This window comes from Micromonospora sp. KC606 (genome assembly GCF_004348675.1).
Taxonomy (GTDB): domain Bacteria; phylum Actinomycetota; class Actinomycetes; order Mycobacteriales; family Micromonosporaceae; genus Micromonospora.
In genome coordinates this window covers 17,338-41,098 of record NZ_SMKN01000030.1, presented here as the reverse complement: position 1 = coordinate 41,098, position 23,761 = coordinate 17,338, and the positions used below count along the sequence as shown (strand labels likewise).

Sequence of the window (23,761 nt, the reverse complement as noted above, 5' to 3'; positions counted from 1 at the left end):
GGGGGCAGCGGGGGCATCGTCGAGGTCGCCCCCGGCTGCTGGTTGCGGGGGTCGTGGTGGACGGGCTCAAACCGCATGGCGCGCCTCCCGTCCCCGGCAGGCCGGCGTCGGGTGGCGGGCCGGCTCACACCACATCGGGCACCTCCTGGTTCGCCGGCCAGGACAGTCGGGCCCGGCGGCGGTCCAGCAGGGCCCGCACCGGCGCTTCCAGCCCGCCCGCGGCGCGCATCAGCGGCCGGTTGGCGCGGACGGTGCCGCCGAGGCTGAGCACGTCGGCGGTGCGCCGGTCCTCCGGCAGGCGTCCGATCACCGGCACCCGTAGCGCCTTGGCGATCTCGCCCGTGCCGTGGCCGTCCCCGACCGGCAGCAGGCGCAGGGTGTCCGGCGGCACCCGGTGTGCGGCGAAGTCCCGTTCGACGGCCCGGATCATCGACCGGGTGGCCGACAGCTCCGGCAGGCGGGCCCGGGTGACCATCAGCACCACCGCGGCGGCGCGCAGGATCGGCCAGGGCGGACCGCCGACCTGGAGCCGACCGCAGTCGACGATCACGTCGTACGGGGGGCGACCCTTGTCCAGCTCGCCGAAGAAGTCGGCGAAGCGTTGCCAGAGCGGGGTGACGCTGCCGGCCTGGGCCGGGTCGACCACGCCGGGCAGCAGCAGGCGTTCCCGCTTCGGGGCGTCCAGGTCGACCAGTTGGGACCAGAACGCTGTCTCCAGACTGCCGTCGCGCAGCTCGCCGACGGCGAGTTCGCCGATGCCCCGGGGCCCGTCGAGCGCTCCGCCGAGGTAGCCGGCGAGGATCGTCCCGCCGGCCGGGTCGCACTCGGCGAGCACCAGCCGCCGGTGCCAGCTCAACGTGCAGGCCAGCGCCGAGGTGGTGACACCGGGCGAGCCCTTCGCCGAGACCAGCGCGATGATGGCCATGGTCAGGCCGCCTCGACCAGCACCAGGGCGATCCGCTCCTGGGCGGCGAGCACCACCACCGCCGGCACGTCCCGGGCCGGCAGCACCAGGTAGACCACCACGTCGTCGTTCTCCGGGGTGCTGGTGTCGATGACCGTGCCGGTGAACCGGGTGCCCGGGGCCTGCCTGCCGTCGTTGTCGGCGGGGGTGCTGATCAGCAGCACCTTGTCACCGGGGTGCAGCTTGCGGGCCGGCACCCGGCTCGGTTCGAGCCCGAGCGCGATCTGCTGCTGCCCGGGGCCGAGCAGCGGGGCGTCGGTGAGCTGTGCCATGGTCAGCAGGGTGCCGGGGGCCAGCCCCACCGCGGCCCGCTTGCCGACCACCTCGTCGAGCTGCTTCGCCGGCACGGGGGACAACCCCGCGCCGCCGGAGACCTGGACGCTGACCAGGTCGTCGGCGGTGATCGTGCGGCCGACCTCGACGGGACGGGCGACGGCCAGGTAGCTGCCGGTGGCGCCGACGGCATTGACCGCGAAGGCCGTGCCGAGGCCGCCGAGCGCGATCAGCAGCACCGCCAGCCCGAGCAGGCCGGGGCGGGTGCGTCGCTGCCGGACGATCTTGGGCGGGGCGATCGGGGCGTCGACCGGGACGCCGTCGCGGGTGACCAGGCTCATCGGGTTACCACCTGAAGCTCGTCGATCTCGATGGGAATGGTCCCGCTGGTCCGGGTCTGTGGGATCTCGCCGCTCTCACCGCCGCCGCGCCAGGTCACCGACCAGTACGTGGTGGCGCTGACCAGGTAGGGCTCGTCGCTGGGCTTCGGGTAGCCGGAGTCGTAGCCGCAGTCCGGGGAGGCCTTCCCGGCGTGCGGGCCCTTCGGGTCGTACGCGGTGCCCGGGCCGGTGCAGGTGACCTTGACGCCGTTGCCCATGTTCCAGACGATCCGGTCGAACCGGGCGACGAGTTCCACCCGCAGGCCCCGGTCCTCCTCGGATTCGGTGATCGTCGGCCCGAAGTAGTTCAGGCCCTCCTCAGCCCACATCCAGACCGGCAGGCCGACCAGGCCGGGGCCGGTGTCGCGGCGGGGCGCCACCGCGATCCGGGGCGGCAGCAGGGAGAGCCGGGCCAGCACCCGACGGGCCAACTCCTCCGGGTCGGGCGGGGCGCCGAAGCCGGCCGGCGGCGTCTCCAGCAGCACCATTCTTTGCTGGCCCAGGTCGCCGCCGTTGCAGGTCTGGACGTACCACCTGCTGCCCTCGGGCGCCTCGCCCTGCGGCTCGGCGAGCTTGTAGTAGCAGCCGTCGCCGTTGTTGAACCAGCCGAGGATCTCGCTGTAGCAGGGCAGCGGCCTGCCGTTCCACTGGCACTTGGCGGCCGGCGGCCTCCCGCCGCCACCGTCGCCGCCACCACCGGGGCCGCCCGGATCGCCCGGGGTGCCGGGGTCGTCGTCCCAGATGGAGCAGTCGTCCTGCCCGGGTGGGCAGACGGGCGCCTGCGCGGCGGCCGGTGGCGGCGGCGCGAGCACCGTGACCAGCAGCGCCAGCAGCGTGCCCGCGAGCAGCCGGCGGGGCGTCGCGGCCCGCGACGGGCGGGCCGCGACGCGCCGTCCTCCCCAGGTCAGCACGGCTGGTCCTGGTGGGCGGCGCCGGCCGTGATCAGCCACCGGCCGTCCGGGTAGCGGGTCGCGGTGGCGGTGGCCAGGTGCCGGCCCCCGCCGGAACCGGGGACCAGTCGCTTGTCCTTGGCGTACACCAGCCGGTAGCCGGTGGTGTCGAGGCAGTCCTGGATGTCCACGGTCGGCGGTGCGGCGTTCAGGTTGACCGAGGTCACCGTGGGGTCCGAGCGGAGCGTTCCGGTGCGGACCGCGCCGTGCCGGCGGGCCTCGTCGATCACCACCCGGACCCGGGTGAGCAGCGGGTCGGCCAGGAAGCGGGCGAGCGCCGGGTGGCGCGGGTCGCCGGCCCGGCTGGCCTCCCGCGACGCGTCGAGATACCCGGCGTACGCGGTGAGCGCCGCCTGCTCGGCGGCTCGCTCGTCGGCGCTGGGCGGCCGGGTGTCGGCGGCCGGCCGGACGGGCGGCCCGGCGGCCGGCTCCGGCCCGTCGCCGCCGCAGCCGGAGGCGGCCCCGGCCATCGTGGCGATGACCAGGGAGGTTGCCCATCGGTGGGGATGCCGTGTGCGCATCGCCGTGCCCTCCTCGATGCCGCCCGGCGGCCGAACGTGGTGGCCTCCGGGCAATGCGGCGGCGCGTCCCGATCATGTCGGCCGGTGCTGTCGCATTTGCCTGCGCGGATCTGCTGTGGGATGTGGGAAGGGGTGTGTCTCGTGCCGGTGGGCGGGGGTTGCGTGCCACCCACGGGGCGAGCATAGGCTGACGTGTGCCAATACAACAGAGGCAGTCCAACCGAACACTGTGAGTGATTGTCGGAGGTGATCAGGGGTGGACGGCGGGGATCGCGACCCCTCCGGGGCTCTGGCGGCGGCCGACCGGCGTGCCGCTGCCGCCGGGCAGCCGTCCGGTCGCGCCGATCATGTGATGCTGCCTGCGGATTTGGCACCTGTCGATGGATATTGCCCCATCCGTCCCCTCGGTGCCAAGTGCGCCGGAGGCAATTCCCCGCAGAGCGACCATTCGCGCCCGGAAAACTCTCCCGACATCCTGTCGAGACCGGACTGTTACCCGGAAATCCGGCCGAGGTCACGCTCCGTACGCGTCCTTGCCGCCCTCGCCCTGGCCCCGCCGTTGCGGCTCGCCGTCGCCCGGTACGCAGTTCCGGCCGGGGTGGCGGCCCGGACCGGGTGCGACCGCTGCGGCACGGCCCTCGGTCTGGGCGGTGCCGCACTCGGACCGGCGGCCCGGTGCCCGGCCTGCCGGGCGCGGGTAGGGGCGCCGCCCGGCAGCGTCGAGGTGATCCTCGGCGTGGCCCTGGCGGTCTTGGTGCTGGTCGACGCGACCCTCGCCGAGCGGGCCGCGATCGCCTGGTGGCTCGGCTGGGCTGTCCCGCTGCTCCTGGTCGACCTGGCGGTGCACCGGCTGCCCGACCCGCTCACCAGGCCCGCGACGGTGGGGGTGCTGGCGCTGCTCGGGGTGGCCGCGGCGACCGGTCCTGGGATCAACCCGTGGTGGCGCGCGCTGGCGGCCGGCGCGGGGCTCGGGCTGGCGTTCGCCGCCACCACGCTGCTGCTCGGCCGGCGGGGCTTCGGCCTCGGCGACGCCAAGCTGGCGGTGGGCGTCGGGGCGCTGCTCGGCTGGTACGGCTGGCCGGTGCTGCTGGCCGGCCTCGTGCTGACCTTCGCGTCATCGGCGGTGGCCAGTCTCGGTTTGCTGCTGGCGCGGAAGGTGAACTGGTCGAGTCACCTTCCGTTCGGGCCGTTCCTCGTCCTCGGCACCTGCGCCGCCCTGCTCCTGGCGCGCTGACCGGCCGGCGGGGCGCTCACGGATCGCGGCAGGTCTGGGTGTCCTCGGTCGGAGATCCCCGAGGTTGCCGCAACCGGGGGTGGATTGCGAACGGGGGTGGCGGCGCGGCGGGCGAGCAGGTCGGCGACGGGACGGGCGGCCAGGAGGGTGACGGCGAGCGTCACCAGCGCGCCCAGCAGCAGCCCGGCGGCGACGTCGTGCGGGTAGTGCACGCCGATGAACACCCGGGAGAACGCGGCGAGCAGCGCCAGGGGCGCGGCGATCAGCCCCAGCCGCCGGGAGAGCAGCACGGTGGCCACGGCGAGCGCTCCCGCGATCGTGCTGTGGTTGCTGGGAAAGGACCAGTCACCGGCCGGCGGGCACTGGCCGGCCACGATCCGCACCACGTGCCGGCAGGGCCGGTCCTCGTCGAAGATCGTCTTCAACCCCTCACTGACCGCGTACGACAGCACCACGGCGCCCGGCGTGACCAGCGCGAGCGACCGCTCCCGCAGCCCGCCCCGGCGCAGCCGAGGTGCGGCGGCCAGCAGGAACAGCACGCCGAGGAGCAGGATCGCCGCCTCGGTGAAGTGCCCGGCGAACCACTGCACGGGCGGCGGCGAGGAGTCGGCGAACTCGACGATGTCGCGGTACCACTCCACGCTGATGGCGGGAACATCCGCCGTGCCAACCTGCACATCCATCACCTCACCCACTGTTCATACCTCGTTTACCTGCACCGAACGGTACGAATCACGGAGGCCGGGCGCACCATGCGATGGTGAGGGGTTGCCGCTGACGTACGTCTGGGTGGATTTCCGAGCGCCTGGCCGGATTCGGTCACCGCCCGGTGCGGGGAACGCAACAGTCGTGCCGGCGAGCCGCTGGACGTGCGCACCGGCACGCTGCGCGTCCACGAGCAGGTGCTCGACCTGCGGGCCGGCGTGCTGCGGCGGCACACCGAGTGGGTCTCACCGGCCGGGCACGGGGTGCGGGTCCGCAGCACCCGGTTGGTCTCGCTGCCCCGGCGCGCGGGAGCACGGCTTCGACGCCCTCCTCGCCGGCCAGCGAGCCGCCCTCGACGCGCTCTGGCAGACCGCCGACGTGGAACTCGACGGCGACCCCGAACGCCAGCTGGCCGTCCGGTTCGCCGTCTTCCACCTGCTCCAGGCCGGCCGGGCCGACGGCGACCGGACCATCCCGGCGAGGGGCCTCACCCGCGCGCCGCAGCGCCGGCCAGGTTGGGCGGTGACCCAGTTGGAGCGGCTCGCCGGCCCGGGCTGCGTCACGTCAGAGAGCTGACCGGCTGATCCCACCGTCCATCCGCGCCAGCACCTCCTGCAGCGCCTCGAAGGCGTACGCCCAGTTGTGGCACTTGAAACTGCGCAGACCGTCGATCGGGTGGTGGCAGTCCAGGCAGTGCACCCCGGCGATCGCAGCCGGGACCTCGGTGTTGACGTACTTGCGCTCGCCGAGGATCACCGTGGCGATCATCATCCGGTCGTGCACGCCCTTCAGTGCCGAGGAGACGATGTCCAGCCAGGTCTGCCGCCGGCCGCACCTCGGGCAGTCCGGCTGGTCACCGCTGACCCACAGGGGCGCGCCGACGCTGCCCGCCGGCATGCCGAGCAGCTTCTCCAGCCGGCGCACGTCGTGCTCCGGGGTCACCCACCGGTGCCGGCCGGGCAGCGAGGCGGGCGAGTCGTAGACGGCGCGGAACAGCTCCGGATCGACCTCGACCGTCTTTCGTGGACGGCTCATCGCGTACCTCCTCGGCTGCGGGGTGGGTGACCTGGTCGTACCGGGGATCACGGCGGACCGCAGCCGGATTGCCGACACGAAGGGTCAGCGTAGTGTCGCAGTGGGTGCTGGGTAGGTAGGCGCGACGGAGGCCGGGAGGGTGTCCGGTGAGCGCACCGACCCGAGAACCTCCCCTTTTCGACACCTGCCGGCACCCCGTCCGACCTGGTGTGATTTTCGGTGGGCAACACCGGTTGCGTCCTCCGGCCGGGTTGCCCGGGCATGCTGTTGGCCACCCTGTTCGCCGCGCACCCCGTGGCAGGGTGGCCCACCGCCGCCGCCGCCGTCGTCGGGACACGACGCGCACGGAGGAAACAGGGGGGTGTGCCCTCCGGGCCGCGTCCACGTGGCCCGGAGGGCACGCACACGCCGGGCCGACCTCCGGCCCGGGACCGTTCCCGCGCGTCAGGCGCCGGCCGCGCCCCGGCGGACCGCTTCGCCGGCCAGCCGGGACCGGCGCCGGTCGTCGTTGGTGACCAGCCCGAACTTGTCGTACAGGTTGGCCAGGTGCTTCTTCACCGCGCTCTCGCTGACGCCGAGCGCGGTGCCCAGGGCCCGGACGCTGGGCGGCTCGGGGAAGGCGGCGCCCCCCTCGACGTACGGGCGGCAGAGCACCTCGACCAGCTCCTGCTCGCGCCGGGTCAACGGCGGAGGCGGCGCGGGCGGTTCCATCCCGACCGTACGGGTGCCGTCGAGGTGTCCGGGCGCGTGGAACACCAACCGGGCCGGGCCGATCTCGACCCGGTCGCCGTCGCGCAGCAGCCGCGCCTCACGCAGCCGCGACCCGTTGACGGCGGTGCCGTTGGTGCTGCCCAGGTCGCGGATCGTCCAGCCGGACGGGAACCGTTCCACCAGCGCGTGCAGCCGGGAGACCAGCTTGCTGTCGACGGTCAGCTCGTTGCCGGGCGCCCGGCCGATGGTCAGCGCCGCGGCGGTCAACGGCACCAGCCGGAGCGCGCCCGCTCCGTGGACCTCGAAGTAGCCCTCCATCACCGGTCGCAGTGTGGCTCGGTGGCGGCGGTGGTGACCGCCTTCGTGCGGTCGGCGGTCACCGTCGCCGACGCGCTGGTGCATCCGCCCGCCGTCGGGTGCGGCTCGGTCCACAGCTCGTACGGCTGCCCGACCGCCCGCTGCCGCGCCACCGGCCGGTCCCCGCGCACCGACAGGTCCACCGTCCAGGTGCCGCCGTCGGTGGCGACGTTGTCGCGGTACTGCTTCCACACCCAGACGTACGCCATGGTCGCCCGGCAGCTCGGCGACCAGTACTGCTTCACCGAAATCGCCTTCAGGCCGCCCGCGTGCCCGTAGGCGGACGCGCCGACCTGGTAGGCGTCGGCGTAGCAGGGGCCCGGCGGGGCGTCGTCGCGGCTGGCCGGTCGCGGCCGGCCGGTGCCGGTGACCGGGGTGGCCAGTTGCCGGCCGGCTGTGGTGACCTCGACGGCCGCCCGGATCGGGCCGGCGGCGTGCGGCGTGGCGACCAGGCGCACCTCGCACCGGCCGCCCGGGGCCAGCGGTTGCGGGCTGCACCCGTCCGCCACGAGCCGCAGAGCGTCCCGGGACGGCCCGGTCACCGTCACGTCGGCAACCCGCAGCGGCCGGTCCTCGCGGTTGCGCACGGTCAGTGCCTGCTCGGGCGACTCGACGTTCAGCTCCAGCTCACCGAAGGCCACCGCGGGCGGCAGGTCCACCGGGGCGGGCGCCGGCAGCGCCTGGGAGTACCCGGTGGCCAGCACCGCCGCCAGGGCGGTGGGCAGCCCCAGCGAGCGGACCAGCGCGTGCCGGCGTACCCGGACGGGTGGGCGCGCGACGGTGGCCGACAGGGCCAGGGCGGCCCGGCGGCGGTCGGTCAGCGACAGCGCCGCCGGCGGGTCTTCCGGGTCCGGCGTGCGTGGCCCGGTGCTGTCGCCGCCGCCCAGGACGAACGGGCTGACCGGTTCGCCGGCCGCCGCCTGCGCGGCCCGCAGCTCGTCGGCGAACGCGACCGTCGTCGCCGGCCGCCGCGCCGGGTCCTTCGCCATCGCCCGCTCCAGCGCCGCGCACACCCCGTCCGGTACGCCGAGCGGTCGCAGGTCGGGCACCGGGTCGACGGCGACGCGGCACAGCAGCGACTCCAGCGGCTCCCCGGTGGCGGGGGCGAAGGCGGGGGCGCCGTGGATCCAGTGCAGCACGGTCGACGCGAGAGCGTAGACGTCGGCGGCCACCGAGGCAGGCTCACCGCGCAGCACCTCCGGCGCGGCGTGCAGGACACTGGCGGTGACCCGCCCGCGCGGGTCGGCACGGCCCGCCGAGAAGGGCCGGGCCTGCCCGAAGTCGGCCAACTTCAGCTCGCCGTACCCGGAGACCAGGATGTTCTCGGGTTTCACGTCACGGTGCAGGACACCTGCCCGGTGCGCCGTCTCCAACGCGCCCGCGATCGCGATCCCGCCGGCGACAGCCTCCCGCCAGTCACCCGCCGCGCCGTCGTGCAGCCGGTCGCCGAGCGAGCCGCCCTCCTCGTACGCCATGAGCAGGTAGGGGTTGCCGGCGGCGGTTCGGCCGGCTTGGTGCAGGGTGACGATGTGGGGGTGGCCGGAGAGGTGGCCCAGCGTACGCAGTTCCCGCTCGAAGCGGGCGCGGGACGGACCGTGCCAGTCGGCGGCGAGCACCTTGACCGCCACCCAGCGGGAGAAGTCGGGCTGCCAGGCCCGGTAGACCACGCCGAATCCGCCCCGCCCCACCTCGACGGCGTTGGTGCAGCCGTCGACACCGAGGGCGGGACCGGGATCGGGGTTGACCATCTGCTCGCTGTGGACCATCGCCGGTGAATGCTACCGATGGCCGGTGACCTGTTCGTAGGCCGGAGCTGCGGCGCGGGTGTCTCCGGTGTCGCCGGAGACACCCGCGCCGGACGGATCAGTGGTCGTTGTGGAACCGGTAGCCGGCGTACTCCGACTCGTGGCCGTTCTTGTACCGGGCCGGAGGCGTCCTGCACGAAGGGCCCTCCGGACGCCTCCGGCGGGCCCGGTCGGCGTGGCGGGGTCAGCAGACCTTGCTGGTGGAGCCGCCCGTCGAGTTGAGGTAGCCGGTGACGTGGGTGCAGTACCGGGCGGTGTCGGCCGGCGGGCCCCACAGTTCCGCCCGGGTGGTGTTGCTCAGCCGGGCCGCGCCGTAGTCGTTGCCACTGTCGCTGTGGTTGACGACGTGGACGTAGAGGTCCCAGTTGGAGTGGGTGTTGCGGTACTGCTCCCAGACGTAGATGTAGGCGTAGTTGTAGCCGCAGCCGTAGTACTGCTTCACCGATGCCGCCTGCATCCCGCCGACCGTCAGCACCCGGGTGGTGCCGATCTGGCTGACGCTGGAGCAGCTCGACGGCGTGCTGGCCATCGCTGGCGCGGCGTTGACCAGCGAGGCCGCACCGGCGGCGAGGACGACGGCCGTGGTGGCGAGGGTACGGCGGAGAATCGACATGTCAGCCTGCTTTCCCTGGTGATGTGTCGCCAGTGAGACAACCAGGGCGCCGCCGCGGACGACAGGTGACGAAGCGGGGACGGTTTTCTCCCCGGGCACGGGCCGTCGGGGGTACGGCGGCCTCGGCCGCCGTCACACGGGCGACTCCACGGCGACCGGGCGCGTCGCCGCGCGGTGCGGCTCATCGGGCAGCGCGTGCCGGCGGACGCCGAGGACGAGCAGGTAGCCGACCATCCAGAGCTCGCCCACGGTGGCGGGCACGACCAGCGCGCCCACGACCACCCCCGCCCCGGGCACCAGGTATCCGACGAACGCGCTCAGCACGTAGCCGATGCCGCCCACGACGAGGATCTGGCCGAGGGGCCGGGGCATCCACCCGGAGCGCAGGACGCAGTAGCCCATCGGGATGAGCCACAGACCGAAGAACAGTCCACCGACCTTCCACAGGTTGCCACTGACGAGGTACAGGAGTTGGACGGTCGCGGCCGTGTCGCCGGAGGGGGTGTGCGCGACCTCGGTCGCGGTCGCGAGGAGAGCCGCGCTGCCGAGGATCGCGACGGCGTTGACGAGCCCGAGTGCCGCGATGCTGCCGGCGGCGAGGGGGTCGACGGTGCGGAACAGTCGGTGGAACCAGAGGGCGGTGAGCGTCTGGGTGAGCACGACGAGCAGTTCGAGAGCGATCCCGGCACGGGCGAGGGACTCGTGCCCGGCCAGGCGGGCGAGGGTCGCGCCGGCGTCGTCGGCGACGAAGAGCTGTCCACGGATGAGCAGGTAGCCGAGCATGCCGGTGACGGCGAGGCCGAGATAGCACAGGCCGGTTACCCGGGCGGTGCGGACCAGTGGGTGCATGCCGACTCCTTCGGCTGGATGACGGCGCCGGAACTGCGCGCCTTACAGCGTAAGGGTGCCATACAACGTAAGGTGAGGGAAGGAGGAGAGTGGATGAGTGAGCAGAACCACCGGTTGCCGCTGAGTCGGGAGCGGGCCCTGGCGGCGGCGGTCGCGCTCGTGGACGCCGAAGGGCTCCAGGCGCTGACCATGCGCCGCCTCGCCGCCGAACTCGGCGTCGAGGCCATGTCGCTGTACCACCATCTACCCGGCAAGGAAGGGCTGCTCGACGGCCTCGTCGAGACCGTCGTGGGGGAGATCGGCGCGGCGGCCGGCCGCACCGCGGCGGCCGGTGACTGGCGTGCCGCGCTGCGACAGCGGTTCCTCTCCGCGCGGGAGGTCATGCTGCGCCACCCCTGGGCGCCCACGCTGCTCACCTCCCGCTCGACCATCCCGGCCGGTCTGTTCGCCTACTACGACGCCGTTGTGGCGACGATGGTCGGCGGCGGGTTCTCCTACCGGATCGCGCACCGGGCGCTGCACGCGTTCGGGAGCCTGGCGCTGGGGTTCGCCCAGGAGGTCTTCCGTCCCGGAGCGGCGGACGCGAGCTTCGACGCCGACGCCGCGGAGGCGGAGTTGGCCGCGATGGCGCAGGCTGTCCCGCACCTCACGGCGATGATGGTGGCCGAAGCCCACGACGCGGCCGACCCGACGCTCGGCTGGTGCGACAGCCAGGTCGAGTTCGAGTTCACGCTCGACCTGCTCCTCGACGGACTTGACCGCCTCCGCGGCGGTGGGGAATCGCCGTGGGTCCAGCACGGTGCTGTCCCCGGAGGCGCGGGCTCGCCCTAGAGCCGTGCCCGCAGCCACTCGGCGTTCAGGGCAACGTCGAAGGCGATCTCGGCCGCGCCGCGCAGCGGGCCGATCTCGCCGACCGTGCCCGCCAGGATGCGCGGCGGCCGGGCGCGCCTGAACTTCATCAGCCCCTCGGCGCAGGCATGTTCGATCAGGCCGCGCCGCAACCGGATCAGCTCCAACCCCAGTCCGGAGAGAGTGATCGCCTCGGGGTCGAGGGCGTTGGCCAGCGCGCCGAGCCCTCGCCCCAGCGCGATGGCGTTGTCGTCGACCGCCCGGCCCGCCTCGGTCTCGCCGGCCTCGGCGCGGGCCAGGATCTCCCGCGCCAGCTCCCGCCCCGCCCCGTAGCCGGGTTCCCTCCCGGATCGCCGCACGAGGGCGTTGGTGCCCACGTCCAGGCTCCAGCACCCCTGGGCGCCGCACATGCACCGGTGCCCGGAATCCGTGAGCGGCATGTGCCCGAACTCCCCGGCGATGTTGTGGGCGCCGCGTTGGGCGTCCCCGCCGAGCAGCAGGGTCCCGCCGATGTCGAAGTCGATGTGGAAGTGCAGGGCGGTCCCGGTCCCGCGCAGCGCTCCGCGCCGGGCCTCGGCGAGTCCGGCGAGCCTGGCGTCGTTGTCGACCACGGTCGGCGGCCAGTCGCCGCCGATCTGCTCGTCGAGGTCCACCTCGTCCCAGCCGAGATGTGAGATGTGCAGGCGGCGGCGGTCGTGGATCGGCCCGGCGATGGCGATGCCGAGCGAGGCGAGTCGGTCGGTGGCGTGCCGCCGGGTCGCCCTGAGGATGTCGTCGAACACCCTCGGGGTCCGGTCGTGCTCGCCGGTCTCCAGTTCGGTGAGCCGCCCGCCCAACTCGATCTGCGCCAGGGTCCAGGAGTCCTCGCGGATGTCGGCGCCGAAAGCGACCGGTCCGTGGGGGTGAGCAAGTAGCAGAGTCGTCGGCCGGCCGCGACCGGACGCCCCGGCGGGGGCCTCGTGCAGTAACCCGGCCGCCTCCAGTTCGCCGACGAGGGCGGCGGCGGTGTTGCGGCCGAAGCCCAGGGCCCGCGCGGCGCTGGCGCGGGTGAGTGGTTCGTCGGCGTCGTGGACGGCGCGCAGCAGCCGGGTCTGGTTGTGCACGCGGAGGTCGGCGCTCGTCTTCAGCTGCGGCATGGCAGGCGATTCTCCCGTCGGCGTCAACCCCATCGTGTCTTATGTCTCCGCCAAGGACAAAAAACCTCGACGCCGCTGGCGCGGGCCGTTAAGTTCTCACCGAGAACAAATTCGCGATCCAAGGACAGCCATGAACCCCGACCCCACCGCCCTGCGCCGCGCCCGCGTCGGCGTCTTCGGCACCTTCGCGACCTCCGGCTTCGTCATGGGTGCCTGGGCCGCCGCCCTTCCCTCGGTCGATCGCCGCCTCGGCCTCGGCGAGGCGCGCCTGGGCACCCTGCTCCTGCTCGTCCAGGTCGTCGGGCTGGTCACCATGTTCGCCGCCGGAAGACTCGCCGACCGGACCACCACCCGCGGCCTGCTGCGCTGGGCCGGCCCCGCCACCCAGCTGGTCCTCATCGCCCCCGCGCTCGCACCGACCTACGAGACCCTCCTGCTCTGCGGCGCTCTCTACGGCGTCGGCGTCGGCTTCGTGGAGGTGGGGCTCAACGCCCACTCCGTCGAGCTCGAGCGTTACTACAAGCGACCGGTGGTCTCGTCCTTCCACGGCTTCTGGAGCCTGGGCGGCGCCGCCGCCGGCGCGCTCACCTCACTCGGCCTCACCCTGGGGCTGGGAAACCAGGCCATGCTGGTGATCGCCGCGCTCGCCTGCACCGCGGTGTTCGCCGCCTTCACCCGTCCGCTGTTGCCGCCACCGCCCCAGGTCGACGGCGGCAGCAGCGCCGCGCCGGTGAGCGCGGCCCGCATCGGCGGCATCCTGCTCGGCGGGATGTTCGTCCTCGGCCTCGGCGGCCACCTCATCGAGTCCGGCGCGATCGACTGGGCCAACCTGCACGCCGCCCGCGTCCTGCGGGCCGACGAGGCGCTCGCGCCACTGTCGTACACGGTGTTCGCCTGCGCGATGACGGTCTTCCGCCTCCTGGGCGACCCGATCCGCGCCAAGCTCGGCCCCGGCCGCACCCTGCTGGGCGCGGGCACCCTGGCCACTGCCGGATACGCCCTCGTCCTCCTCGCGGGCGTCGCCGGTGGGCTCCCTCTCGCGTGGGCCGGCTGGATCCTTGCCGGCAGCGGGATCGCGGTGGTCGTACCGGTGTTGTTCAGCGCCGTGGGGGAGGTTGGAGGCTCGCCCTCGAACATCGCCCTGATCTCGATCTCCGGCTCCACCGGTCTGCTGCTCGGCCCAGCCGCGATCGGCTACCTGGCCGAAGCCACCGACCTGACCGTCGGCCTCATGGTCCCCGCCGCCCTGGCGGCGTTCGTCGCCCTGGCCGGCCCCGTCACCATGCGCCGTCTCCTGGCGGACCGGAGGTGCGAACGCGTCGCACCGGCAGCCGCGTCCAGATGACACCCCGTGCCGTCGGAGCTGTCCGTAGTCGAAGAGGGCTCGGGGGGCGTGCCGGGGTGGACCGGGTGAACCCCGCGTCCCGAGCCCTCTTCGACCACGGTCACTGGACGATGATGTCGACCTTTCCGGAGTCGAGGGTGTACCGGCCACCGATCACCTGGAGCGCGCCCGCCCTGATCGCGGGCTGGAGCACCGGCTTGGCGCGTAGCTTGGCGACCATGTCGGCGACGTGCTGGCGTACCGCCTTGTCGACGATGTCACCGCCGGAATGCTTCACCTTTTCCACCGCCGGCCGGATCGCGTTGATAATCGCGTCCAGATCGGTGCCGGTTGGCTGGCTGTTGTTCTCGACCGCCTCGACGGCGGCAGTCACCGCTCCGCATTTCTGGTGCCCGAGCACGAGGATCAGCGGCACCTTGAGCTCGTGCACCGCGTACTGCATGCTGCCCACGACCACCGGCTCGGCGATGTTGCCGGCGTTGCGTTCGACGAACAGGTCACCGAGGCCCTGGTCGAAGACGAACTCCGGAGCGACCCGGGAGTCGGCGCAGGTGAGCACCTGAGCGAAGGGGTGCTGCCCCTTGGCCAGCTGAGCCCGGTAGTCGGGGCTGAGATGAGGATGCCGCATCTGTCCACTGACGAACCGCACGTTTCCCCGCATGAGCCGGTCAATCGCCTGCCGGGGGGTGGTCACCGGCTGCTCGTCGGCCACCGCGACCGGGGCGGCGCTGGCGAGGGCGACCGGGGCGGCGCTGGCGGTCGTAGTCGCAGCGGTGCCGCTGTCGCTGGTCGAGGAACAGGCGGCGAGCGTCACCGCGCTGCCCGCACCGGCCATCAGGAGCCGCAGCACGTTACGCCGGTGAAGGTTCCCCGCAAATATGGAGGTGTCAGCCATGGAATGAAAATAACGCCAACGGCTTTGATAGCCAAGAACCGCGAGAAACGTGAGAAGTGATCTGAGAAACAAAATGAAAGTTCGGTTAAAGTGACGTGGTCGCCGCCAAACTCGTCAGCACCCATCACCGGCCGGTCCGTCCACCTCTCAGGTGTCGTGGGAGGGCGACGAGACGGCCAGCGGCAGGTCGGCCACTATCCTGGCCCCGCCGAACGGCGGGCCGTTACCGGCGGTGACCGCGCCACCGAGCGCGTGGGTGAGCGACGCGACGATCGCCAGTCCCAGGCCGGCACCGCCACCGGGGCGGCCGCGGGTGTCGTCGCCCCGGGCGAACCGGTCGAACGCACGCGGCAACATCGCGGACGGGAAGCCGGGGCCGTCATCCGCGACCACCAGCCGGGCACGCCCGTCGACCGGCGTGAGGGTCACCAGGATCCGGCTCCGCGCGTGCCGATCGGCGTTGGTGAGCAGGTTGCCGATGATGGTTCCGATCCACTCCCCGTCGCCTCGGACGATCACCGGCTCGCCTCGCACCTCGATGCGGACCTCCTTCCGGTGCGGTACCCGCCGGGCGGCGGCACGGGCGGTGGCGAACAGGTCGCTGGTGGCAGCGCCCGTCCCGAGTTGACCCGCGTCCGCCCGCGCCAGGGTCAACAGGTTCTCCGCCAGCCGGGTCAGCCGATCGGTCTCCTCCAGGGCACTGGTCAGGCTCTCCACGACCGGAGCCGGCAGATCCTCGCCACAGGCGAGCTCCAGCTCGCCGCGAAGCACGGCGATCGGGGTACGCAGCTCGTGCGCGGCGTCGTCGATGAAGGCGCGTTCGTTGGCGACGGCCTTCTCGATGCGTCCCAGCATGGCGTTGAGGGTGCGACCCAGCGCGGCGATCTCGTCCGTACCGGACGGGTGTGGGAGGCGGCGACCCACCTGGGCTGCGGAGATCGTTGCCGCCTCGCCCGCCATCCGGCGCACCGGCCGCAGCGCCGCCCCCGTCAGCAGCCATGCCGCGACCCCGACCGAGACGGTCAACGCCGGCCCGGCGAGCGTCAGCACGACCACCAACCGTTGCCGGGCCCCGGCGAGCGGTGCGGTGCCGGTCGCCGCGACGCCGACCAGTCGGTCGCCATCCGCCTCGCCGAGTGGCCGGGCGAGCAGGCGGGCTTCCGCGCCGACTCCGGGAACCTCACGGTCCACCACGATCTGTTCCCGACTCGCCCGGGCAAGTTCCTCCGCGGTCAGCAGCGGTTCCGCCCCGGCCGGCGCCCGCACGTCGCCGTCGACTTCGATCACCTGCGCGGTCACCAGGGCGGATTCGCCGGACGCGGCACCAGCGGCGAGGTCGTCGACGGCCACCGCGAGCTCGTTGGTGATCGCGGTGCTCAGTTGGTTGCTCAGATCCTGGTAGAGCAGCAGCGACCCGACGCCCAGCACCAGCACCGAGCCGAGCGCCGCCACCAGCGCGAGGCGTGCCCGCAGCGACAACGAGGCCATCCCAGTCAGCCGCCGTCCACGCGTAGCCGGTAGCCGGTACCCCGGACGGTCTCGATCGCGCACCGCCCGAACGGCCGATCCACCTTCGCCCGCAGGAAGCGGATGTAGACGTCCACCAGGTTCGAGGTGCCGTGGTAGGCGGACTCCCACACGTGCTCCACGATCGCGGTCCGGCTGAGCACCTCCCCCCTGCGACGTAGCAGCAGGTGCAGCAGAGCGAACTCCCGGGCCGACAGGGAGACGGCCGTCCCGCCCCGACAGACCTCGCGGCTTGCCGGGTCGAGCCGCAGGTCGCCGGCGGCCAGGATCGTCGGCCGCTCGCCGACGTCGCGGCGCAGCAACGCCCGCAGCCGCGCGAACAACTCCGCGAAGGAGAACGGCTTGAGCAGGTAGTCGTCAGCACCTGCGTCGAGGCCACGAACCCGGTCGTCGACCGCGCCACGGGCGGTGAGCATGATCACCGGCATCCACCTGCCCGCCTGGCGGAACTGGCGGCAGACCTCGAACCCGTCCGGCGCCGGGATCATGGCGTCCAGCACCACCCCGTCGTACGGGAACGCCGTGCCGGCCCGCAGGGCTTCCTGCCCGGTCGCGCTGAGGTCGACGGCGTAGCCCTCCCGCTCGAGTCCGCGCTTGAGCAGGGCCGCCATCTTCACGTCGTCCTCTACCACGAGCAGCCGCACGTGCAGCACCGTAGCCGGCGCGGACGGGACGTCGAACGGAGCCTCGCCTCCCGGTGACGGCTGGGCCAGATGGTGCCGATGTGTTGGTGACCGGGCGGGCGCTGGGCCGACTCTCGGCGGGCGCCCGCTCCGGCCGACCCCAGCGCCCGGTCACCGCACCACCAGCAAGGTCAGGCCTACCCGTTGATCACGGACCTGATCCAGGGCATGACGGCGTCGACCCGGGCGGTCGTCTCGACGCCCGTGTGCGGGCAGCCCGGCCCGGTGCTCTCGATCGAGACCAGCAGCGGTCGCTTGCCCTTGCGCTCGGCGAAGTAGGGCGCGCCCGAGTCCCACGGGCAGGCGCTCGTGTCCCGCGCGGGCGCGTGCCCGGTCACTCCCACCGTCGAGTCCGCCACCGACACGACCTTGAACTGCCCGGTCCGGAGGATCGTCGACGGCTGCAGGTTCTCCGGATCGTCCGCGCCGTAGCCCGTCATCCGCAGCAGGTGCCCGACCTGCGGTGCCGTGCCCGCGAACCGGAGCGGTTCGATGTCGGTGATCGGCGGGTCGATTCGAGCCAGCGCGATGTCGTTGACGGATGACTGACGGACCGCGACAACCGTGGCGACACGCCCGTTCGTGCCGGACAGATCGGCGCGACCGACCGTGGCGGTGGTCAGGTCGGCCACCGGCCGTTCCACGCGTACCCCGCTCGGGTCGCGGAAGCAGTGGCCGGCGGTGATGACCCAGGAGGGGTGGATGAGCGCGCCCGAGCAGGCGCTGTTGCGCCGCCCGCCGGTGGCGGTGGGGATACCGGTCATCGTCAGTTTGACCGAGAAGCGATAGACACCCTCGGGAACCGGCTCGCCGTTGACGATCGCGTGGGCCGGCCCGGCCTGCAACACGCCGAGACCGAGGAACACGGCCGCCCCGAGGAACGTGGCGACCAGCCGGCCGGTACGGCGGCGAGGAGATGATTTCGAGGGCGTTCGATCAATCATCGGAGCATTCTAGAACGGACAAGGCCGCTACCGTGGGGGGGCGAAACGCCCATTGTGTACAAGGAGCACGATTTGCGGCGAGGTCGCTGCTGGCTGCTGCGCGTGCACAGGTCACCAGCCTCTCGGAGCAGCTTAGGGATCAGTCAGAGCAGGAGCAGAGTCTTCCCCGCAGCACTGCGGGCCTCGATCAGGGCGTGCGCCTCGGCGGCGCGTTCCAGCGGAAAGGTCTGTCCGATGACCGGCCGGATTCGTCCCGCCACCGCTTCCGACATCATCTGTTCGGCCCACCGCCGCATGTGCGGCCCGAATTCGAAGAGCTGCTCGATTCCGAGCACCGTCACCCCGCGCCGTCGCGCCTGCGCATGGTCGATCACCGTGGTGTCGCCACTGGAGGCGCCATGCATCGAGAAGCGGGCGCCGTCTCTGGTGATCTCGAACGCAGCCCGGCCGATCTCCCCACCGACGCCGTCGAACACCACATCGGGACCCGCACCTCCGGTCGCCTGCCGGACCTGCTCCGTCCAGCCGGGCTCGGAGTAGTCGACCGCTGCGTCCGCGCCCAGGTCCCGGATGAGGTCGAGCTTTCGCGCGCCGCGCGCCGCTCCGACGACCCGGGCGCCGGCCAGTTGAGCCAGTTGCACCAGCAGGCTCCCGACACCACCGGCCGCCGCCTCGATCAGCACCCACTCCCCGGGACTGACCCGGGCCCTTTCCACCAGGCCCAGGGCGGTGCTGCCGTCGGTGTGCAGGGCGACAGCCTCGGGCAGGCCCAAACCTTGCGGCACCGGGATGAGACCGTCCACGTCGACCACCGCCTGCTCGGCGAAGCCGCCGGTCCGCCCGGTGTCGGCGATGACGCGCCGCCCGGACCAGCCTGGATCCACACCTGCCCCGACCGAGCTCACCCGGCCGGCCACCATCCCGCCCGGCACATACGGCAGTTCAGGTCTGTCATGCCACCTGTCGACGCCACGGCGGATCTGCGTCTCGACGAAGGTAATCCCCGCGACGGCCACGTCGACGACCACCTGGTCCTGCCCGACCACCGGATCCGGCGCCTCGGCCGGCACCAGCACCTCGGGACCTCCGAAACGCGTCACCTGTACTACCCGCATGTCGCCTGCTCCCCTGTCCCGACGCACTGATCTGACAAGGAGGAGTCTTCAACCTGAAGGGAGGTTGAGCTCAAGCTGCCGTGGCTCACCTCACGCCGGCTGGCCGACCATCTGTGCCGGTTGCTCGACTAGCAACTGGGTTGCTAGATTCACCGCATGTCGGTCTCCCGCGCCCTGCTCGGCCTGCTCGAACCGCAGGCCCAGCATGGTTACACCCTGCGCCGCCGCTATGACGACTGGTTCGGCGCCGGCCGTCCGCTGAAGTCCGCCCAGGTCTACGCGACCCTGCAACGCCTCGCCCGGGACGGGCTGGTCGATTTCGCCGGCGTCAGCCCCGGGGAGGGGCCGGACCGCCGGGTCTACGCGATCACCGAAGCCGGCGTGTACGAACTGGAACGTTGGCTTACCGAGCCCGAGGTGCCCGATGTTTCGGGCACCCGCCGCGCCCTGTTCGCCAAGGTGGTCATCGCCCTGAACAGTGGTCGCCCCGCCCGTGAGGTGCTGGACCAGCAGCGCCAGGCGCATCTCGCGCGGATGCGCGAGATGCGAGCCAACCGCCAGTCCGGCGACCTGCTCACCCAACTCGCCGCCGACTTCGAGTTGTACCACCTGGACGCCGACCTCAAGTGGATCGACGGCGCCGAGGCGCGACTCGACCGACTCGCCGCCGTCGTGGCCACACCCGAGACGCCGACCCCGAGCAAGCAGGTGCGCTGACATGCTCCAGGCGAAGAACCTCAACCTCCGGTTCGGTCGTACGGTCGCCCTCGACCGGGTCGACATCGAGATCGAAGCCGGCGAGATCGTCGCGGTGATGGGCCCGTCCGGCTCCGGCAAGTCCACCCTGCTCCACCTGCTCGCCGGCATTCTCCGGCCGGATCAGGGGGAGATCTACTTCGACGGCCGCCAGGTCCACAGCCTGCCCGACGCAACACGTAGCAGACTCCGGTTGACCTCGTTCGGTTTCGTCCTGCAGTTCGGCGACCTCGTGCCGGAGCTGACCCTGCGGGAGAACGTGGAGTTGCCACTGCGCCTGCTCAACGTCCGCCGCTCCGAGGCCCGACGACAGGCCGCCTCCCTGCTGCGGCAACTCGACGCCCTTGAGTTCGCCGACCGCCGCCCCGGCCAGGTCTCCGGTGGGCAGGCCCAGCGGGTGGCGGTTGCTCGCGCCCTGGTGCACCGCCCGGCCGTCGTCTTCGCCGACGAACCAACCGGGGCGCTGGACAGCGTCAACGGCGAACTGGTGCTCGACGCCCTCACCGGGCTGGCCCGGCAACAGGGCAGCACCGTCGTGGTGGTCACCCACGAGGCTCGGGTGGCCGCGTACGCCGACCGCACCGTCCTCATGCGCGACGGGCGGCTCGTCGGATGAGTAGATGGATCCGCCTCGGCATCCGGCTCAGCCTCGGCTCCGGGCGGGCCGGCGCGCTTCGTACCGTGCTGATGTCCTCCGGAGCCGCCCTCGGCGTCCTGATCGTGCTGTCCTGTCTCTCCGCCGTGTCGGTGGCGACCGCGCAACAGCAGCGGGCGCAGGCCCGCACGCCGCAGTACGCCGAGGAGGGCGTCCCGGCCAGCGCCCCGCTACGGATCATCGAGATAGACGACGCGATCGGTGACCGGCCGCTGCGCCGTACCGCCGTGGCCGGCGTCGTCCCGGGCGGTCCCCGCCCACCCGGCGTGGCCGCACTTCCCCAGCCCGGTGAGGCGGTGGTTTCCCCCGCCCTGGCCGATCTGATCCGTACCGACACCCGGGCCCGCGAACGCTTCCCACAACGGGTCGTCGGCACCATCGGCGACATCGGACTGATCGCCCCCGACGAGCTGTGGGCGTACGTCGGTGTGCGGGCCAACGACCCGCACCTGCGACAACAGCACGCCGTGCTGGGGTTCGGCGCCCCGCTGCGGGCCGGTTTCGGGTCGCAGCTGGCCTCACCCGACGTGTTCACCCCGGCCCGGATCACCGCCGTCGCCTTCGCCCTGTTCGCCCTCGTGCCGCTCGGTGTCTTCCTCGCCACCTGCGCCCGCCTGTCCGCCTCAACCCGTGACCGGAAGATCGCCGCGCTGCGGCTGCTCGGTGTCTCGGCCCGGCAGGCCGCCCTGGTCAACGCCGTCGAGACCGGGGTGGTGGCGATCGGCGGAGCGCTGCTCGGCGTCGCCGCCTACGCGGCCCTCGCTCCGCTGTCACCGGGCTGGCGGATCGGCCGACTGCACTGGTTCGCCGCCGATCTCACGGTGCCGGCCGCCTGGCTCGCCGCGGTGCTGCTGACCACCGTGGGATACGCGGTGACGGTGGGGGTGCTGGCCACCCGGTCGGCCCGGGTCGCCCCGCTCGCCGTCCGCCGAGGGGCTCCGGCCCGCCGACCCGGATGGTGGCGGACACTGCCACTGCTGGGCGGACTCGTCGCCGCTGCCCTGGCTGGGATCGACCCACTGCGGCTGGACACGACCGACCGTGGGTACCTGCTCGTGACCGGCCTGCTGGTGAGCGGGCTGGGTGTGCCGTTGGCGCTGCCCGCCCTCAGCTACGCGCTGGCCGGGCTGATCCGTCGGGTGGGACGTGCCCCGGTATGGCTGGAGTTGGCGGCGGCGCGCATCCGACACACCCCGGCGGTCGCCCCCCGGTTGGTGGCCTCGCTCGCGGTGTCGCTCTACGTGGTCGGGGTCGGGTCGGTCGGCGTCGCGGCCATGGCCAACGACACGGCCTTGATGCAGAGCAGCGGTGACCAGCGGCTGGTCTACCAGACCTCCGGCTACGACCGAGGACTGACCGCGGAGCTGCGTCGGGTGCCCGGGATCGAGGCGCTGGGGGTGGCCGTCCTGGAGGTCACCATCGCTGGCGAACCGGCGTACGCGCTGGTGGCCGAGTGCGCCGAGGTGAACCGGATGTTCGTCGTGACACCGGCGAAATCCTGTGTGGACGGTGGAGCGTACCGGCTGGCACACGACCTGATCGGGCAACCGAACGCGCCCGCCGCCGACGCCCCGGCGGTCGGCGCGGACGGGCTGGACGTCCCGGTCCTGTCGCGCACCCTGCGCGTCGAGGAGAGGCACGGCGCCGGCACGGCCGCGTTCGGCTCGCTGCTACTGACCCGCGGCTCGCCGCTGCTGGGCGGCCGGAATCCGGAGGTCGACCTCATGACGGTCGTCGCCCAGAACCCGGTCGCGGCCGAGCGCGCCGCCCGGCTGGTCGCCGCGCGGACCCCGGCCAACCTGCTGAGCGGGCACTACGCGGCACGCCAGGGTTTCGACAGCGACCTGTTGCTCACCATCCTGACCGCCGGGTTGACCGTCAGTTTCATTCTGTGCGTCGGCGCCTTCGCTGTTGCGGCGGTCGACCGCACCATGGAACGCCGCCGCGACAGCGCCAGCCTGTCGGTGGTGGGCGTCAGCCCTCGGCTCGTCACCGCCAGCGAGGTCGGCTTCGGTGGCTTGCCGCTGGCGATCGGGCTGGTCACGGCCGGCCTGTCGGCAGTGGTGATCACCGCCAGCCTGGCCCGGCTGCTGGGTGTCGACGCGGGCGTCGTGCTGAACCGGTTCGCGTCGACGCTGTGGCTCGGCGCCGGCGCGCTGGTCGTCGGGCTGGCGCTGATCGCCGTACCGGCCGGGGTCACCCAGCGGATCACCGCCGAGCAGCTTCGCCGGCAGTAACGGCACGGGGTCGTCGGGGCAGGCAGGCAGGCGGCGGGGGAGAGCCTCAGCTTCCGGAGTAATAGCCACGGGGTGTCGGGCGTAGCAGCGAGGTCTCGCTGCTACGCCCGACCAGCGCGGTCAGCAAACTCCGTGGCGCGACCTGATTTCACGTCACCGGTGGCGGTAGTCCTTCTTGAGGCCGTCGACGAACGCGCCCCAGGCGGCCGGGGCGAAGCTCAGCATCCCGGCGGCGGGGGCCTTCGAGTCGCGGACGTCCACCAGAGCACCCCGGTCGCGCACCTCGACGCACTGGCCGTTGCTGCCGGAACGGCTCGACCTGCGCCAGGCGTTACGCACCATGCTCGCTCAACTCCCTGATGAACTTGATCGACTCGGCCGGCGACCTTGCCAGCGTCCTCAGATTGTCGTACGCCGCCGACAGCCGCGCCAGGTCCCGGCTCGACTCCAGGAACAGCTCGCCGGCCAGGGTCTCGATGTAGCCCAGCGGCGGGTCGTCCGGCTCGAAGGCGAGCAGGACGAAGCCGCTGCTGTCCGCCAGGTGCGCGCCGGCCTCGAAGCGCAACACCTGGATCGTGACGTTCGGCAGTTTGCTCAGCGTGACCAGGTGGTCGAGTTGCTCGCGCAGTACGTCCGGGCCGCCGACCTCGGTCCGAAGGGACGCCTCGGAGAGGATGGCGTGCATCCGCAGCGGTGTCGGTTTCCGGTGCAGCACCTCCTGCCGGGTCATCCGGGCGGCAACCCGCTGCGTGACGCCGTCCGGGTCGGTCTCGCGGCCGATGACGTTGACCTCACGGGCGTACGCCTCGGTCTGGAGTAGACCGGGCACCAGCATCGGCTCGAAGTTCTTGAGCTCGACGGCCTCGGTCTCGTACGCGATGTAGGTGGCGTACTTGCCGCCGAGGCGCTGCCACCACCCTTCCTCGCGCAGGCCACGCGCCTGCTCCAGCAGCGAGGTGCCGGGTTCCCCGTCGATCTTGACGCCGTACGCGACCAGCAACTCCATGACGTCACCGACCCGAGGCTTGATCTCGCCGGACTCGATCCGGCTGATCCGAGACGGCGAGCAGCGGACGATCTCCGCCACCCCATCACCGGTCAGGCCCTTCGCGTCGCGGAGCTTGCGCAGCTCCCGGCCGAGTCGCCGGGACCGGGGTGTCGCGGGCGTGAATCGAGGCATGTCCCTGATTCTGCACCAGAACCTGTTCGGGTGCTTGCCTAG

Annotated in this window: 25 protein-coding genes and 1 pseudogene; 8 read left to right on the top strand and 18 right to left on the bottom strand. The window is 72.6% G+C overall.

Annotation, left to right across the window (positions count from 1 at the left end; translation table 11 throughout):
- Positions 1 to 124: 124 nt before the first annotated feature.
- The 4 genes from E1193_RS09955 to E1193_RS09940 are packed head-to-tail and all read right to left on the bottom strand — an operon-like array spanning position 125 to position 3,088.
- Positions 125 to 925, bottom strand: a complete 801-nt coding sequence (locus E1193_RS09955; protein ID WP_132182416.1) for a ParA family protein — start codon at positions 923 to 925, stop codon at positions 125 to 127.
- 2 nt (positions 926 to 927) lie between these two features.
- A complete protein-coding gene (locus tag E1193_RS09950; RefSeq protein ID WP_132182414.1) occupies positions 928 to 1,578 on the bottom strand; it encodes an SAF domain-containing protein in 651 nt (216 codons plus the stop codon).
- Positions 1,575 to 2,528 carry a hypothetical protein gene (locus tag E1193_RS09945; protein ID WP_132182412.1) on the bottom strand — a complete coding sequence of 318 codons (954 nt, stop codon included), beginning with the start codon at positions 2,526 to 2,528 and terminating at the stop codon, positions 1,575 to 1,577. The genes E1193_RS09950 and E1193_RS09945 overlap by 4 nt, the downstream gene beginning before the upstream one ends.
- Complete coding sequence (locus tag E1193_RS09940; protein ID WP_132182411.1) at positions 2,522 to 3,088, bottom strand: hypothetical protein; 567 nt, start codon at positions 3,086 to 3,088, stop codon at positions 2,522 to 2,524. The genes E1193_RS09945 and E1193_RS09940 overlap by 7 nt, the downstream gene beginning before the upstream one ends.
- A 502-nt stretch (positions 3,089 to 3,590) precedes the next feature.
- On the opposite strand from E1193_RS09940, the gene E1193_RS09935 reads away from it, so the two are divergent.
- Positions 3,591 to 4,322: an A24 family peptidase gene (locus E1193_RS09935; protein WP_243707473.1), complete on the top strand. Its 732-nt coding sequence runs from the start codon at positions 3,591 to 3,593 to the stop codon at positions 4,320 to 4,322.
- On the opposite strand, the gene E1193_RS09930 is transcribed toward E1193_RS09935, so the two are convergent.
- Positions 4,259 to 5,005 carry a phosphatase PAP2 family protein gene (locus E1193_RS09930; RefSeq protein WP_132182409.1) on the bottom strand — a complete coding sequence of 249 codons (747 nt, stop codon included), beginning with the start codon at positions 5,003 to 5,005 and terminating at the stop codon, positions 4,259 to 4,261. The genes E1193_RS09935 and E1193_RS09930 overlap by 64 nt on opposite strands.
- Before the next feature lie 174 nt (positions 5,006 to 5,179).
- On the opposite strand from E1193_RS09930, the pseudogene E1193_RS33955 reads away from it, so the two are divergent.
- Together E1193_RS33955 and E1193_RS33950 are read left to right on the top strand one after the other, a co-directional pair.
- Positions 5,180 to 5,347: pseudogene (locus E1193_RS33955) on the top strand (hypothetical protein); the annotation flags it as partial.
- Positions 5,348 to 5,405: 58 nt separating this feature from the next.
- On the top strand, positions 5,406 to 5,603 hold the full coding sequence (locus E1193_RS33950; protein WP_347877020.1) for a hypothetical protein: 198 nt from the start codon (positions 5,406 to 5,408) through the stop codon (positions 5,601 to 5,603).
- Here the strand turns inward: E1193_RS33950 and E1193_RS09920 are convergent.
- The 5 genes from E1193_RS09920 to E1193_RS09900 form a co-directional block, all read right to left on the bottom strand.
- Entirely contained in the window at positions 5,592 to 6,062 is a 471-nt protein-coding gene (locus E1193_RS09920) for a hypothetical protein (RefSeq protein WP_132182407.1), read from the bottom strand. The two genes, E1193_RS33950 and E1193_RS09920, sit on opposite strands and share 12 nt — an antisense overlap.
- Before the next feature lie 444 nt (positions 6,063 to 6,506).
- Complete coding sequence (locus E1193_RS09915; RefSeq protein ID WP_132182424.1) at positions 6,507 to 7,091, bottom strand: FHA domain-containing protein; 585 nt, start codon at positions 7,089 to 7,091, stop codon at positions 6,507 to 6,509.
- Positions 7,091 to 8,896 (bottom strand): protein kinase, encoded by a 1,806-nt coding sequence (locus tag E1193_RS09910; RefSeq protein ID WP_132182405.1) that lies wholly within the window; start codon positions 8,894 to 8,896, stop codon positions 7,091 to 7,093. Before E1193_RS09910 ends, E1193_RS09915 begins: the two co-directional genes overlap by 1 nt.
- A gap of 223 nt (positions 8,897 to 9,119) precedes the next feature.
- Positions 9,120 to 9,548 (bottom strand): hypothetical protein, encoded by a 429-nt coding sequence (locus tag E1193_RS09905; protein ID WP_132182403.1) that lies wholly within the window; start codon positions 9,546 to 9,548, stop codon positions 9,120 to 9,122.
- Positions 9,549 to 9,680: 132 nt separating this feature from the next.
- Positions 9,681 to 10,397 carry a DUF4386 domain-containing protein gene (locus E1193_RS09900; RefSeq protein WP_132182401.1) on the bottom strand — a complete coding sequence of 239 codons (717 nt, stop codon included), beginning with the start codon at positions 10,395 to 10,397 and terminating at the stop codon, positions 9,681 to 9,683.
- 93 nt (positions 10,398 to 10,490) lie between these two features.
- On the opposite strand from E1193_RS09900, the gene E1193_RS09895 reads away from it, so the two are divergent.
- Entirely contained in the window at positions 10,491 to 11,228 is a 738-nt protein-coding gene (locus tag E1193_RS09895; protein WP_132182399.1) for a TetR/AcrR family transcriptional regulator C-terminal domain-containing protein, read from the top strand.
- Here E1193_RS09895 and E1193_RS09890 read toward each other — a convergent pair.
- On the bottom strand, positions 11,225 to 12,382 hold the full coding sequence (locus E1193_RS09890; protein WP_165945695.1) for an ROK family protein: 1,158 nt from the start codon (positions 12,380 to 12,382) through the stop codon (positions 11,225 to 11,227). The two genes, E1193_RS09895 and E1193_RS09890, sit on opposite strands and share 4 nt — an antisense overlap.
- Positions 12,383 to 12,512: 130 nt before the next feature.
- Here E1193_RS09890 and E1193_RS09885 point away from each other — a divergent pair, with 130 nt between their 5' ends.
- Complete coding sequence (locus tag E1193_RS09885; RefSeq protein WP_207922646.1) at positions 12,513 to 13,727, top strand: MFS transporter; 1,215 nt, start codon at positions 12,513 to 12,515, stop codon at positions 13,725 to 13,727.
- Between the two features lie 100 nt (positions 13,728 to 13,827).
- Here E1193_RS09885 and E1193_RS09880 read toward each other — a convergent pair whose 3' ends face one another.
- The 5 genes from E1193_RS09880 to E1193_RS09860 form a co-directional block, all read right to left on the bottom strand.
- Positions 13,828 to 14,622 carry a carbonic anhydrase gene (locus E1193_RS09880; RefSeq protein ID WP_132182395.1) on the bottom strand — a complete coding sequence of 265 codons (795 nt, stop codon included), beginning with the start codon at positions 14,620 to 14,622 and terminating at the stop codon, positions 13,828 to 13,830.
- A gap of 147 nt (positions 14,623 to 14,769) precedes the next feature.
- Positions 14,770 to 16,110 carry an ATP-binding protein gene (locus tag E1193_RS09875; RefSeq protein WP_132182393.1) on the bottom strand — a complete coding sequence of 447 codons (1,341 nt, stop codon included), beginning with the start codon at positions 16,108 to 16,110 and terminating at the stop codon, positions 14,770 to 14,772.
- Between the two features lie 5 nt (positions 16,111 to 16,115).
- The gene (locus tag E1193_RS09870) at positions 16,116 to 16,793 is read right to left on the bottom strand and encodes a response regulator transcription factor (protein WP_132182391.1); all 678 of its coding nucleotides are present in this window, start codon (positions 16,791 to 16,793) and stop codon (positions 16,116 to 16,118) included.
- 176 nt (positions 16,794 to 16,969) lie between these two features.
- Complete coding sequence (locus tag E1193_RS09865; protein ID WP_132182389.1) at positions 16,970 to 17,776, bottom strand: S1 family peptidase; 807 nt, start codon at positions 17,774 to 17,776, stop codon at positions 16,970 to 16,972.
- Between the two features lie 143 nt (positions 17,777 to 17,919).
- Positions 17,920 to 18,876 (bottom strand): zinc-binding dehydrogenase, encoded by a 957-nt coding sequence (locus E1193_RS09860; RefSeq protein WP_347877019.1) that lies wholly within the window; start codon positions 18,874 to 18,876, stop codon positions 17,920 to 17,922.
- 171 nt (positions 18,877 to 19,047) lie between these two features.
- Between E1193_RS09860 and E1193_RS09855 the strand changes: the two genes are divergently transcribed.
- The 3 genes from E1193_RS09855 to E1193_RS09845 are packed head-to-tail and all read left to right on the top strand — an operon-like array spanning position 19,048 to position 22,539.
- Entirely contained in the window at positions 19,048 to 19,608 is a 561-nt protein-coding gene (locus E1193_RS09855) for a PadR family transcriptional regulator (protein ID WP_132182385.1), read from the top strand.
- A 1-nt stretch (position 19,609) separates the two neighbouring features.
- On the top strand, positions 19,610 to 20,263 hold the full coding sequence (locus E1193_RS09850; protein WP_132182383.1) for an ABC transporter ATP-binding protein: 654 nt from the start codon (positions 19,610 to 19,612) through the stop codon (positions 20,261 to 20,263).
- Positions 20,260 to 22,539, top strand: a complete 2,280-nt coding sequence (locus E1193_RS09845) for an FtsX-like permease family protein (protein WP_132182381.1) — start codon at positions 20,260 to 20,262, stop codon at positions 22,537 to 22,539. Before E1193_RS09850 ends, E1193_RS09845 begins: the two co-directional genes overlap by 4 nt.
- Before the next feature lie 153 nt (positions 22,540 to 22,692).
- Here the strand turns inward: E1193_RS09845 and E1193_RS09840 are convergent, their stop codons facing one another.
- Together E1193_RS09840 and E1193_RS09835 are read right to left on the bottom strand one after the other, a co-directional pair.
- On the bottom strand, positions 22,693 to 22,881 hold the full coding sequence (locus tag E1193_RS09840; protein ID WP_132182379.1) for a DUF397 domain-containing protein: 189 nt from the start codon (positions 22,879 to 22,881) through the stop codon (positions 22,693 to 22,695).
- Complete coding sequence (locus E1193_RS09835; protein WP_165945694.1) at positions 22,871 to 23,719, bottom strand: helix-turn-helix transcriptional regulator; 849 nt, start codon at positions 23,717 to 23,719, stop codon at positions 22,871 to 22,873. Before E1193_RS09835 ends, E1193_RS09840 begins: the two co-directional genes overlap by 11 nt.
- Positions 23,720 to 23,761: the final 42 nt, after the last annotated feature.